This window comes from Paraburkholderia diazotrophica (genome assembly GCF_038900755.1).
GTDB classification, from domain to species: domain Bacteria; phylum Pseudomonadota; class Gammaproteobacteria; order Burkholderiales; family Burkholderiaceae; genus Paraburkholderia; species Paraburkholderia diazotrophica_A.
This window is the reverse complement of sequence record NZ_JBBPEN010000019.1, coordinates 17,485-30,829: the sequence shown is the minus strand read 5'-3', so window position 1 is coordinate 30,829 and position 13,345 is coordinate 17,485. Positions and strand designations below refer to the sequence as shown.

The following is a 13,345-nucleotide window of genomic DNA, read 5'->3' as shown; positions in this document are numbered from 1 at the left end:
GGCGCATCGCCATTCATCCGCCGCACGCGTGGATCAGAAACTGCTGTAGCGCGGTTGCTGGTCCACTCAGTCGCGCGCCCTTCAGCCAGATCATGCCCGCATCCATTTGCGGAACGGCATCCAGAATCGGACGTGCTTCGATACGCTTGCCTTCAAGCGACCACGGGCGGAAAACCATATCCGAGAGGACCGTCACGCCGAAGCCGTGTGCAACCAGTCCGCGCAGCGCTTCCATCGAGCTCGTGCGAAACGCGATAGTCGGCTCGATGCGTTTCTTCTTCCAGTAGCGCAGCGTCGATTGCTCGCCTTCGTCGACCGTGATCAGGATGTACGGATGCGCCGCAATGTCCTTCAGCGACGGTGCATCGAGTTGCGCGAGCGGGTGCGTCGGCGCGACCCATAACTGCCGCCGCGAGCGGATCAACACCTGCTTGCCGAAGCGGTTGAGGTTCTCGACATTCGAAAGCAGCACCACGCCGATCTCGATGTCGCCAGCGAGTACCGCACTTTCGATATCCGCTCGCTCCATGTCACGCAGATCGAAGTCGATGAACGGATACGTCGCGCGAAAACGCGCGAGCAGTTCCGGCAGAAAGTAGCCCAGCACGGTATACGACGCAGCGATCCGCACGGTGCCGCGCATGTCGTGTGAACGGAACGGCGGCTTGTGGATCGCATCGCGCGCCGCGTCCAGCACGCGCCGCGCGTGGTTGTAAAAGTCCTGGCCGTCGGGTGTGAGCGCGACGCCCTGCGGCAGCCGTTCGAACAGCCGCGTGCCAAGACCGCTCTCCAGCGCGAGAACAGCATTGGTGATCGCCGATTGCGACACGTGCTCGTTGGCGGCCGCCATCGAGAACTGGCCAGTTTGCGCCGCCGCTACGAAGTAACGCAATTGCCGCAGTGTGAGATCGAACGCCATCTGATTTTCAAATACCAGAATTGTCTATTTGTGATTTTACGATAGCAATCCGGCTTTCTATACTCGGCGGAAAAATCGCGATTCCGCCGGAGACAGCCCCCCATGAATGCGCCCGATCTAGCCGCTACGTCCGACCAATCCGACCTGACCGTCGAAACACCCGCCCCGCCTGTCACGCTCGACGACAAGTACACGCTTGAAAAAGGCCGCGTGTACATAAGCGGCACGCAGGCGCTCGTGCGTCTTCCGATGCTGCAAAAGGCTCGCGACCTGAAAGCGGGATTGAACACGGCAGGTTTCATTTCGGGCTATCGCGGCTCGCCGCTCGGCGCGCTCGATCAGTCACTGTGGAAAGCGAAAAAGCATCTGCAGGCACACGACATTGTCTTTCAGTCTGGCGTCAACGAGGATCTGGCCGCGACGTCCGTATGGGGCACGCAGCAGATCAATCTGTGGCCGGGCGCGACGCGCGACGGCGTGTTCGGCATGTGGTATGGCAAGGGCCCCGGCGTCGACCGCACGGGCGATGTGTTCAAGCACGCGAACTCCGCAGGCAGCGACGCGCGCGGCGGCGTGCTCGTGCTGGCAGGCGACGACCACGCGGCCAAATCGTCTTCCGTCGCGCATCAATCCGAGCACGCGTTCATCGCGGCGGGCATTCCCGTGCTCTATCCGGCGAACGTGCAGGAATATCTGGACTACGGCCTGCACGGATGGGCGATGAGCCGCTACTCGGGCCTGTGGGTCGCGATGAAGTGCGTGACGGATGTGATCGAATCCACCGCGTCGATCGATCTCGATCCCGATCGCGTCGAGATCGTCACGCCGACCGACTACACGATGCCTGCTGGCGGTCTCAACATCCGATGGCCCGATGCGCCGCTCGCACAGGAAGCACGGCTGCTGGACGAGAAGTGGTATGCCGCCCTCGCCTACGTGCGCGCGAACAAGCTGAACCGTGTCGTCATCGACTCGCCGAAGCCGCGCTTCGGCATCATCACGGCGGGCAAGGCGTATCTCGACGTGCGCCAGGCGCTGAGCGACCTTGGCCTCGATGACGACACGTGTGCGCAGATCGGCTTGCGTCTGTTGAAAGTGGGTTGCGTGTGGCCGCTCGATGCGCAGGATGCCCGCGCATTCGCTACGGGGCTCGAAGAGATACTCGTCGTCGAGGAGAAACGGCAGATTCTCGAATACGCGCTGAAGGAAGAACTGTACAACTGGCGCGAGGACGTTCGCCCGAAGATCTACGGCAAGTTCGACGAGCGTGACAACGAAGGCGGCGAATGGTCCGTGCCGCGCGGCGACTGGCTCTTGCCCGCGCACTATGAGCTGTCGCCCGCGCTGATCGCGAAGGCCATCGCGCGGCGCCTCGCACGCGCGGATCTGCCCGAGGACGTGCGCGCGCGGATGCTCGCACGCGTTGCGATGATCGAAGCGAAAGAACGCGAAGCGGCAAAGCCGCGTGTGGCTGTCGAACGCAAGCCGTGGTTCTGCTCGGGCTGTCCGCACAATACGTCGACCAACGTGCCCGAAGGTTCGCGCGCGCTTGCTGGTATCGGTTGCCACTACATGTCGATGTGGATGGACCGCAAGACGGAAACGTTCAGCCAGATGGGCGGCGAAGGTGTGGCCTGGCTTGGACAAATGCACTTCTCCGGCGACAGGCACGTATTCGTGAATCTTGGCGACGGCACTTACTTCCATTCCGGGCTGCTTGCCATTCGCGCGGCCATTGCGGCGAATGCGAACGTCACGTACAAGATTCTTTATAACGATGCCGTTGCGATGACGGGCGGCCAGCCCGTCGACGGCGTGCTGAGCGTGCCGCAGATCGCGCATCAGGTCCATGCCGAGGGCGCGAAGCGCATTGTCATCGTCACCGACCAGCCGGAGAAATATCACTCGGGCATCGTGCTGCCCGCCGGCGTCGACGTTCACCACCGCGATCAGCTGGACTCCGTTCAGCGCACATTGCGCGACATGCCCGGCACCACGGTTCTGATCTACGACCAGACCTGCGCGACCGAGAAGCGGCGCCGCCGCAAACGCGGTACGTATCCCGATCCCGCGCGCCGTGCGTTCATCAACGACGCGGTTTGCGAAGGCTGCGGCGATTGCTCGGTGCAGTCCAACTGCCTGTCGGTCGAGCCGCTCGACACGCCGCTGGGCACCAAGCGCAAGATCAACCAGTCGTCGTGCAACAAGGACTTCTCTTGCGTGAAGGGCTTTTGTCCGAGTTTCGTGACGGCTGAAGGCGCGCAGCTTCGCAAGCCGCAAGCCACACGCGCGGGCGACGTTGGCATCGGCAAGGCCGATTTCGATGCGCTGCCGCTGCCATCGTTGCCCGCGCTTGCCCGGCCGTATGGCATTCTCGTGACGGGCGTCGGCGGTACGGGCGTCGTGACGATTGGCGGACTGATCGGCATGGCGGCGCATATCGAACGCAAGGGCGTCACGGTGCTCGATATGGCCGGCCTCGCGCAAAAAGGCGGCGCTGTTCTCAGCCACGTACAGGTCGCGTCCGCGCCCGAGGCGCTGCACGCGACACGCATTGCAACGGGAGAAGCGCGGCTCGTGATCGGTTGCGACGCGATCGTATCGGCTTCGAACGACGTGCTGTCTCGCACGCAGCATGGTGTGACATGCGCCGCGATCAACAGCGGCGCGACGCCGACGGCAGACTTCGTCAAGAACCCGAAGTGGACCTTTCCGGGAACGCAGACGGAAGCCGAACTACGCGAGAGCATGGGAGACGGCTGCGCGTTCATCGATGCGAACGCACTCGCGCTCACGCTGCTCGGCGACACGATCTACAGCAATCCGCTGCTGCTCGGCTTTGCGTGGCAGAAAGGCTGGCTGCCGCTGGAACTGGCGAGTCTTGTTCGTGCGATCGAACTCAACGGGGTTGCGGTCGAGAAGAACCGGCAGGCGTTCAACTGGGGACGCTATGTCGCGCATCACGGCGATGCCGCCGTTCAGGCGATGATCAAGCCGGCTGTCGCGCCTCAGCGAATCGTCGTGCAGATGCCCGAATCGCTCGACACGCTGATCGCAGCGCGAGAAACGTTGCTGACGGCCTACCAGAACGCAGCGTACGCTCGAAGCTATCGCCGGGTAATCGACGGGATTCGGGCAAAGGAAACGGAGATCGCCGGTCACTCGAATCTACCGCTTACACGAGCCGTTGCTGTGAACCTTGCGAAGCTCATGGCTTACAAGGATGAGTACGAAGTCGCCCGTCTTTACGCCGATCCCGCTTATATGAAGAAACTGCGTCAGCAGTTCGAAGGTGTACCGGGACGCGACTACAAGTTGAGCTTCTACCTTGCGCCGCCTTTGCTCGCGAAGCGCGACGAGTATGGGCATTTGCAGAAGAAGCGCTTCGGCCCGTGGATACTACCCGTCTTTCGTGTGCTCGCACGGATGAAGGGACTTCGCGGCACCGCGCTGGATGTGTTTGGAAGGACCGCTGAGCGGCGCGGTGAACGCCAGTTGATCGTCGAATACATCGCGCTCGCCGATGAGTTCTGCGCGACGCTCAATGCCAAACGTCTTCCTGTGGCACTGCAACTGGCCAACCTGCCCGACGACATACGCGGGTTCGGTCAAGTCAAGGAGCGCAATGTCCAGGCAGCAGCGAACAGGAAGGAGCGCTTGCTCCGGCAATACCTGATGCCAGAACAATCAACCGCATGCGCATGACAGGCACCTGTCTCGACACAAGGGCGCAAGGGCGCAAGGACGCAAGAGAACGACGGCCCGAATACACCCCAGCTCATCGATAAATTCGGACTGACCGCTTCACCGCGCCAAGCGGTCGTCGATGAAGAGCTTGCGAATGACAGAAACTGGCCGGGTCCTGCCTGTTGGAGATCCGCAGGACACGACCCGTTCGAGTCAGTCCCGATCCCCAAAATCACACTTCCGCCACAAGACAAATCTCGATGGAATGGTAACGTTGTGTCGACAGAACCCGTATATTGTAAGGTCGCGTTGCAACACTTTGGTTTCACCCTATCGCTGACAAAGGTGACTGCGATGGATCAGCCACGTACTGTCGTTACCGCCCCCATTCTTTGCGCCGACTCGGCGTTGTTTTCCGCCTATGGGTTCGGCTGGGGATACGTCGCCTTCGCGCTGCCATTTGAAGTCGTTTGCGAAGAGCTTGGCGCTCGCAATGAGACTTTACAGCAGGTGCGACTCGCGTTCGAGTTGAACAAACGCCGAATTCTACGAGCCGTGCATCAATATGGAGCGGCACCTGCAACAGGCGAGCACATAACGCTCTCGGTCGCAGATCTCCAGCGCGTGACGTCCCAACTCGACTACTTCGGAGCATAAATGCCGACAGACCGCACTTGGGTGACATCTGCCTGACTGCGATCGGTTGCACGCGACCCCGAAGCAGCCGACACCCATCGAAAACTCAATGGCGGCTGTCAAACGCCCAACGGTGATTCGCACGCGGCTCAGCACCGGGCAGGTCGTTCTCCGCAGTGACGATTGATTCCCGGGAGCGAAGGAGAGACCGAATTGTTCGGGTCAGGTGTCAAAAACGAACGGCTTTCGTAAAAAAGCATCCCATGATCGATCCTGTTCTGGAGCAGCATTCGACGACATCAGGACGATGGGTAGCAATCGACATGCTGGGCGAGAACGCAATGTCTGGCTAAGCTGGACGCCGTCCAGCTCAGGCATCGACCAGTCACAAAGAACGAGGTCGACCGTCGCCACAGCAAGGTGCGCTCGCGCTTCAGCGCCGTTGGCGGCGCAGATCACGTGGTAACCTTCCGCCTCAAGCAACCATCGCAGCGCGGACCGCGTTGGCTCATCGTCCTCTACAAGAAGAATACGGTCCATTTTTTGCAACTCTTTCGCAGGCCTATATCGGGGAATTGAGCAGCAAGCTGCGCGCCGCTCAAATGTGACGCGCATCAGATCTCACTGACGGATCAGTTTCCCGATGACGTTCATCAGTTTCGCCGGATCAACTGGCTTGCCGAGATAGTCCTCAAAGGCGGCGTCCCGCGCCATCTGCTCATCCTCCTTTCTCATGTACCCCGTCAGCGCCACGGCCGGGACGTTGATGCCTTGCTCCCGCACGGCTTTCGTGAAGTCACAGCCATGTTCGCCGGGCATCGTGAGATCTGACACGATCACGTCGGGCAGGTGGCGCTCGAGCGCCTCGCGGCCTTCGTCCGCCGACCTGGCTGTTTGCACATGCACATTCTCAAGCCTGAGCGTCAATGCAAGGGCCTCCAATGTGTCGGCGTGGTCTTCGGCGAGCAGGACGGACCGACCGTGAATGATCGACGTGGCATCCGCCTGCTGGTGTGCCGGGGCAACCGGCGAACGGTGGTCCACGGTCGGTAGCTCAACCGTGAAGGTTGAACCCTGTCCCAGGTCGCTGCTCTGTGCAGTAATCTCTCCTTCGTGCATCCCCACGATGCTCCGGGCGATGGAGAGCCCCAGGCCCAGACCTGCACGTTCCAGGTTGATCGCGCTTTCGATTTGAACCAGGGTTCAAAGATTTCGTCCAGCCGCTCCTCTGGAATACCCGCGCTGTATCCGCGATGCAGATCCGCACGGTGTTCCCCGTCACGACGAGCGAACGCAGCACCTTCCCGCCCCGCTCCGTATGTTTCAGGGCGTTGTTAAGCAGATTCCTGAACACCTGCTGCAGCCGCGGTCCGTCGCCGAGGACATGCACCTCGTCCGCCACAAGATCCGCGACGAACACGCCTTTCCCGTCAGCGATAGGCCGGACTTCCTGCAGCGCGGCACTGAAGCAGTCGTTAACTGCGATGGGCGTTCGCTCGACAGTGAACGCGCAAGCACATTGTCAGGCTATCGAAATCGAAACGCATTCCGAGTGCCCGAATACGATGTTTCTATTAGTCAATCTAATTGATAACAGGCAAATACTTCCATTTGGTTAGGTATCCGATGTAGTTATTAACCAATCTCCGAGTTTCGTTGGATATCTAACATATCGTACGTTTTGTTCCCCTGCATTATCCACTCAACACATCGCCATGTAGTGGTGCAACGGAATTCTTTGCGGGGACGATCATGATTGCAGTCAGAGAGAACGGGCCGGTGCGGGAACGGAGCTTCGCACTGAAAAGAACGATCGCAGTCGTACTGTCGGAGGGCTGCGATCTTCTTGGCATAGGCATTCTCGCTGAAGCCTTTGAGCGAGCAAACGAACTGTCGCGCCAGAACATCTCATCAGGTGTCTTGTACGAGACACTGTCTCTGTCGGCTAAAGGCGGATACGTTCATTGCAGCCGGTCGTTGTCCGTTTCGACAAAAGCGCTCGCCGAATTCATGGATCGACGGATCGATCGTATCTTCGTCGCTCGGGGACCGAACGCAGACAGCGCATGCCAGAACGTCGTTCAATCCTCGTGGCTCCAGGCGATGCGAAGCAATGGCACGATCATTCGCTTTCTACCCGCGTGCGTTATCAGCGATCCTCGATCGGAGCCCGCGCTGTCGCCAGGGAAATTGGAACGCGCAATCCTGGCTACGTCAGATGATCGCTTGTCGTCCACGATCCACGCCGCCTTCGACGTCATCCGTTTTGACCTGGGTGAAGCGCTAGCGCAGGAAGCGATTCGATATGCGCTCGGCGACAAGGAAATCGTGGTGACTACAGATGCGTCCGGAGACCCCGTCGACAGAGTCCGCCTTGCGGCACGATGGATCAGGGAGAACTGCCATCGTCCGCTGACCGTCGTTGACGCGGCCGATGCCTGCGCAATGAGCGAGCGCAGCCTGTTGCGCCATTTTCGCGCTTACCTGGGAACGTCCCCGTCCGAATATTTGCAACGGACACGATTAGAACTTGCGTGCGAGATGCTCGCGACCACATCGCTGCCCGCCGACAAGATCGCGCGTCGCGTGGGACTAGGCAGCGGGGACCGGCTCGGGAAGCTCCTGCGGCGCTTGAAGGGCATTACGACGACCGAATACCGTGCGGCTGCGTGCGAAAGGACCGAAGGCCGTGCGGACGACGAACGCTGCAACCGCGGCGCCCCGCCCGATTGTCGGAGCCTTGCAGCGCCTTCCGCAACGCCGCCAGCTTATCCGTCTCCCGGGCGTCACCCGGAAGAAATTTTCCCGGCCTCTTTTTGAGTAGTGGCACCGTCTTTGTCTTTCTACTTCGCAATTCAAACAATCACAGGGAGAACAAAAATGAAAGCAAATCTGGTGGTATTGTCCGCTGTTGCGCTCGCCGCATGTGGCGGCGGTGGAGGAAGCGGAAACAGCGGCACGGGCGCAGCGTCGGCCACGCCTGCTTCGACGCCTGCGCCAAGCCACGTATGCTCCGACGGTCCTTTTACAACGGATGTCACAAAGGTCTGCACCGATGCGAACGGCAACGTCGTGACAGCATATGTCTACGCGCTGCCCACAACCGTCATTGCGGACGGAACAGTCATCACTTCGAATACGACGTGGTCCGCGAGCGGTTCGCCGTATATCATCGCCGGCACCCTGCAGATTGCAAAAGGCGCAACGCTCACCGTCGCGGATAACACCATCGTGGAAGGGCTCAAGCCTGTGCCTTGCACGTCGGACTGCATTGGCCAGATTCCGACGAAAGGCATCATCAACGTCGCGGGAGTCATGAATGTAGGCGGCAGCAACCCGCCTCAACTGCTCGGCGTCACTATTAGCAACCTCGACACTCAAGCCGGCGGCGGAACCGTCAGCATCCAGCATACGTTGCTGCAAGACGCTTTCGTGCAGATCAGCAACGCAGCACCGTTCTCGATGACCTACTGTCAGGCCTATCGTCTGAATGTGACACCTATCGTCCGTGCGGGCGTCACCACCTACCAGGCGGGCACGAACGGATATCCGAGCTTTAGCAATTCGGCCTTGAAGTACAACATGTTCGTGGACTCCGCCGCCTTTGCTTTCGACCCGTCTGTCGTCGTGCAGAACAACCTGTTCATCAATATGGTCGATCCGCTCGTGCTGATCGATGCATTTCCGACGGGCGGCCAGGTGCCCGCAGGCATTGCGAAAAATAACTCGTTTCTCTTCAAGCAGAACTCGCCCAACGTCAATCGCATCGTGATCGAGTCTCACGGCACCTACAATGCTACGACGGTTCATACGTTCGACTTCTCGAATAACTTCTGGGGTGTGACTGACAATACGACGATTCAGTCTCGCATCCGTGACAGTACCAACACGAGCAATCCAAGGCTGCCGAATGTCATTAACTATGCGCCGCCGGCAGCGAACCCGGACCCGGCTACTCCCGCTGATCCGCAAAGCGGCACGCCTAACGTCTAGTGTTCTCTGTCCCAGGAGAAACTTTATGAAACGGGTGATGTCCTCTGATCGAGTTGACTTGAGGAATGGCCATGGGACGACCCGGCATTACTGTGGAAGTATCCACCAGCGAAAGAGAGCAACTGGTTGCAATGAGCCGCTCCCGCTCACTGCCGCATTCGCTGGTACGTCGCGCGAAGAATGTTCTCATGGCAGCTGATGGCTATTCGAGTACTGAGATTGCCGCGCAGTGCGGGGTTACGACCCGTTCTTCGTCGAGAAGGTGCGCGACATCGTCGGCTTGTACCTGAGCCTCCCGTCCAACGCATTGGTGCTGTGGGTCGATGAGAAAAGTCAGTGCCAGGCGCTGGAGCGCACGCAACCGCTGCTGCCGATGGGACTCGGTTACATCCAGGGCGTCACGCACGATTACGTTCGCCATGGCACCACGACGCTGTTCGCAGCGCTCAATGCCGCTACCGGCGAGGCCATCACTCAATGCAAACCCGTCACCGGCATCAGGAATTCATCGCCTTCCTCAACCACATCGACCGTGCGGTGGCCGCGAATCTTGATGTGCATCTCATCGTCGACAACTATGCGACCCACAAACATCCGAAGGTCAAAGCGTGGTTGGCCAGGAGACCTCGCTATCACGTGCACTTCACGCCGACGTACTCGAGTTGGCTGAATCAGGTCGAGCGCTGGTTCTGTCTGATCACCCAACGGGCAATTCGCCGCGGATCGTTTGAGAGCGTGCGTCAGTTGGTCTCCGGCATCCAGAGTTACGTCGATCAGTACAACCTTCATAAACGCCCGTTCATGTGGACGGCCACCGCCGATTCCATCCTCGAAAACATCGGGCGTTTATGCAAGGTTATTTCTGGGACAGAATACTAGACTCGGTAGGTGTTCGGGGTGTTTCAGCGCCATATAGGTAACGACGCGACCGCCATAGGATCCTCCCACAAGGTGCACCTTGCCAACGTTTAGCGCTCTGATGAACGCCGCCACATCCTCCGCGTACTGAAGCACGGAATAGTCTTTGCCATCACCGCTCGAGTCGTTCGGATAATGATAGCGGCCGCTCAATGCTACGTAGTGTTATTTTTCTGCGATGAAGGGGCGCAGGCCTTCCCATGTGCGCCAGTCTCCCGACGCCCCGTGAACAAAAATTATTGTCTCTCCGCTGCCCTTTTTCGACATACGCCATTTCAGTATCATTGACTCTGACTTTCTTGACTTCCATCGCTTCAGTTGGCCGATGCGGAGCACCTTGACAGACTGCAAGAAATACCATCACCAAACAGATCGCAAATAGCTTCCCATGGACGTCTCCTGTCAAACTTCTCCTGCTCACATGCGGCCGTTTCTTCGATAACTAGTCGTGAGTCTGTCTGTGCGCGTTCCGGTCCACCATCTGTGCATCGGATGTTGAGCGCCCGTTTTCATACGCGGCGGGCGAACGACCGCTCGGAGCCGGACGCACGATATCTTCAGGCAGCGACGCGACGAGCTAGATCGGCGCGTCGCGAACGTCCTTAATCTGAACGGATCCGACATTCAAATGTCCGCGCAAGCGTGCACGCCAACGACCGTACCTGGCCGAACCCGGTCCGATGCTGAACCGACAAGGTGGGCGCGGCCAAAGCGCGTCGTATCCGGCAGCAGTCGACCCGTTGCATCGACCGGTTGAATCCGCAGCGCATACTTGACATCCTCATATCCATCATCGTGAGGCCGCTACGGCCCGTTGACCGGCGCAATCCATATCACAGAATCCATAGAACTCTAATCATCCCGTGCTGGCCCACGCACCTTACATCAGAATGTCTGCGTGCGCGCCAGCAGACCTACGCGTATGTCAAAGCCGGACATCCAGGTTGTGGCGGCCCGGGTGGCGCACACCATCGCGCCTCTGCCTAGATGCGCGCACGGCCACATGTCGTTCAATGCGCTCACGCCCGTGTCGTCGCGCCGTTTGTTCCTTCAAGAGTCTTCGCGCTTCCCGCCGTCTCCATGCGAGCGGGCGCGCGACCCTGTCGCGTATGCGTCGCCTGAAATGCTCGAGAACTTCCAAGGGAAGTCGCGCAGGAAATATGACCGTGGCGCTCCCTTCGCTGATGCTCGCGATTTTCTGGTGGTTAGTCGATGAAACGAAGTATCGTACTTTCATTCGGATGCCTCTGCATGTGACGACGATCGGAGGTGACGCGCTCTTCGCCGCCTGTTGTTGACGAAAGATTCGCGATGCGCAGGCAGCGCAATTCACATCCCTGCCGCTGCGGTTCCTTCCTTGCGATCGCAGGTTCGCACGTGATCTGGCAGACGCAAGCAGACGGGTGCGGCAATCGGAAGTCGCCCAACAACACGTCCGCTTACGCAATCTGCTCTGCACAACGTCGGGGCGAACCGGGAAGCACATGGTGAAGGGTTGATGCGGATATCCACGATGAAACGCTCCGGCAGCCCAGCGGAAGTCATCTCGTTGGCCGCGACCGCGGCAAGAAGAGCGCCAAGAGTATTCAACTGTGTGCGAGCTTGCCTCCTGTGACAAGAACATCGCGCTGGAAGAACCAGCATTGTCGCCGTGGTTGACCAACGAGTTCGGCTATCGAAGAACAAGAAGGCGAACTGAAACCGTCGCCATCGGTCGAGTTCACGGAACTTCGCCCAAGGTACGTCGCGCGCGCGTCCGGTCCTCTCGCAACAGTCTCCCGTCATGTACCAATGCAGTCGCTTTTTTTATGGGCCGCATAGAACCACGAGGGCGAGAGCGCGTCGGCCGACAAACACTCGCCCCGACGACAGAGCGTTTGAACGCTGTAACCGGCTGATCGACCGGAAATTGGGGGGCCAGTAAAAGAGTTTTCACCAGAAATGCGCCGGTGGCTCGGACTCACGCTATTTCGATCTTTATCAACACTACCATGGACGCCCACGCTCCACACGCATCGTCAAACGATCGCTGGTTTAGTACGGTCAGGTCACCAGATCCCGCGTGCCACGCAGCGAAGTATCGTCGCCTCTGGCAAGCAAGAGTCGCAAAACCACAAACGCCGTTGCAGCCGGATCGATGAACCTGTTCCGCCGCACCGCGCACGCAGGCACACGCGATATCGCGCAACACGCTTAACGGGCAGAAAGCTTTGAGTCACATCACTCCCGTCGGACCCGTTCTCCTCTGAGGCAAAAACCGGGCTGGCTTCAACGGCAGTGCCGACATACGCGTGACAATCAATGGTGAATTTACTGCGCGTTTGTTCCGCGTGCTCATTGTACTAGCCGGCATACTTGTGACATGCCCTACAGGCACTAATCAACTTCTCCGAGCAAGTTCAACTGAACCGGTGTTCGTGCATTATGCGCGCGCCTGTCATTAATTTGCAGCAGGCGCTACTTCCCTGTATGGACACGCGTGCAGCCAGCGCACGCATTCGCGCTTTTCTTCGAGTTTTTTACAGGTTTTCGGCGATCAACCTGGAAACCCGCAGTGCCGGCCGTGCGCTGACGATCGGTGACACGTCAGCCAGATAGACCCACATCAATCCGAAAGCACTGCGTGCTATAGCCCTCCAGCCCCAGGCGGCCTGCAGCATCTGGTGCACCGCTACCTGAGCAACCTGCCGCGCGAACTTCGCGCCCGGGGTCATGCCGCCGCCAATCTTCAGCTACTACCGGTATGCCTTTTCCGGAAGCGACCGGTCCGGGGCGTCAACGTCGAGCCGAATAACTGCCGTGCTTTGCATGGCAAATGTCTGTTCAGCTCGCGCTGACTGCCTTATAACCGTAATGCCAGGCCTTGCCGACGAGAAAGGTCGCGCATTCCCGATTACTTTGCGACATCAAGAAAACTGAATATGCATAGACTATAGACGTCGTCGATCGCCCGCAATGCTGTCCGGACGCCAGATGAACATCTGCGGACACAAACCGCATCTCCCGTGCGCTACTACTCCGGTTAGGTCCCGCCGGACGCACCGGGAGTTCGGAGTCCAGGAGTCCTGCGTTCACTCACAGGCCAGATGTGGATCGCACCACAAGCGACCAGGACGCCCCCATCCCGGCCGACCCGAGTTCCTGGCTGCGACGGCAAGCGAACGGTCAGCAACGTTAATGACGATATGGCGC

9 protein-coding genes and 1 pseudogene are annotated in these 13,345 nt (G+C 59.3%); 5 read left to right on the top strand and 5 right to left on the bottom strand.

All coding sequences use genetic code 11. The features are described from left to right. Window positions 1-13: 13 nt before the first annotated feature. The gene (locus AABE10_RS33200) at window positions 14-919 is read right to left on the bottom strand and encodes a LysR family transcriptional regulator (protein WP_342937337.1); all 906 of its coding nucleotides are present in this window, start codon (window positions 917-919) and stop codon (window positions 14-16) included. 102 nt (window positions 920-1,021) lie between these two features. Here AABE10_RS33200 and AABE10_RS33195 point away from each other — a divergent pair, with 102 nt between their 5' ends. Together AABE10_RS33195 and AABE10_RS33190 are read left to right on the top strand one after the other, a co-directional pair. After that, window positions 1,022-4,624 (top strand): indolepyruvate ferredoxin oxidoreductase family protein, encoded by a 3,603-nt coding sequence (locus AABE10_RS33195; protein WP_342937336.1) that lies wholly within the window; start codon window positions 1,022-1,024, stop codon window positions 4,622-4,624. Between the two features lie 336 nt (window positions 4,625-4,960). Further along, entirely contained in the window at window positions 4,961-5,263 is a 303-nt protein-coding gene (locus AABE10_RS33190; protein ID WP_342937335.1) for a hypothetical protein, read from the top strand. A 201-nt stretch (window positions 5,264-5,464) separates the two neighbouring features. On the opposite strand, the gene AABE10_RS33185 is transcribed toward AABE10_RS33190, so the two are convergent. The 3 genes from AABE10_RS33185 to AABE10_RS36520 form a co-directional block, all read right to left on the bottom strand. Further along, window positions 5,465-5,782: a response regulator gene (locus AABE10_RS33185; RefSeq protein WP_342937334.1), complete on the bottom strand. Its 318-nt coding sequence runs from the start codon at window positions 5,780-5,782 to the stop codon at window positions 5,465-5,467. Window positions 5,783-5,863: 81 nt separating this feature from the next. Next, a complete protein-coding gene (locus AABE10_RS33180; RefSeq protein WP_342937365.1) occupies window positions 5,864-6,400 on the bottom strand; it encodes a response regulator in 537 nt (178 codons plus the stop codon). Next, window positions 6,297-6,632: a sensor histidine kinase gene (locus AABE10_RS36520; protein ID WP_428983426.1), complete on the bottom strand. Its 336-nt coding sequence runs from the start codon at window positions 6,630-6,632 to the stop codon at window positions 6,297-6,299. Before AABE10_RS36520 ends, AABE10_RS33180 begins: the two co-directional genes overlap by 104 nt. 362 nt (window positions 6,633-6,994) lie before the next feature. Between AABE10_RS36520 and AABE10_RS33175 the strand changes: the two genes are divergently transcribed. The 3 genes and pseudogenes from AABE10_RS33175 to AABE10_RS33165 form a co-directional block, all read left to right on the top strand. After that, entirely contained in the window at window positions 6,995-8,062 is a 1,068-nt protein-coding gene (locus AABE10_RS33175) for a helix-turn-helix domain-containing protein (protein WP_342937333.1), read from the top strand. Window positions 8,063-8,077: 15 nt separating this feature from the next. Continuing rightward, window positions 8,078-9,235 (top strand): hypothetical protein, encoded by a 1,158-nt coding sequence (locus AABE10_RS33170; protein ID WP_342937332.1) that lies wholly within the window; start codon window positions 8,078-8,080, stop codon window positions 9,233-9,235. Between the two features lie 241 nt (window positions 9,236-9,476). Then, a pseudogene (locus AABE10_RS33165) lies at window positions 9,477-10,114 on the top strand (IS630 family transposase); the annotation flags it as partial. Here the strand turns inward: AABE10_RS33165 and AABE10_RS36515 are convergent. Then, window positions 10,082-10,228 carry an alpha/beta fold hydrolase gene (locus AABE10_RS36515; RefSeq protein WP_428983425.1) on the bottom strand — a complete coding sequence of 49 codons (147 nt, stop codon included), beginning with the start codon at window positions 10,226-10,228 and terminating at the stop codon, window positions 10,082-10,084. The pseudogene AABE10_RS33165 and the gene AABE10_RS36515 overlap by 33 nt on opposite strands. Window positions 10,229-13,345: the final 3,117 nt, after the last annotated feature.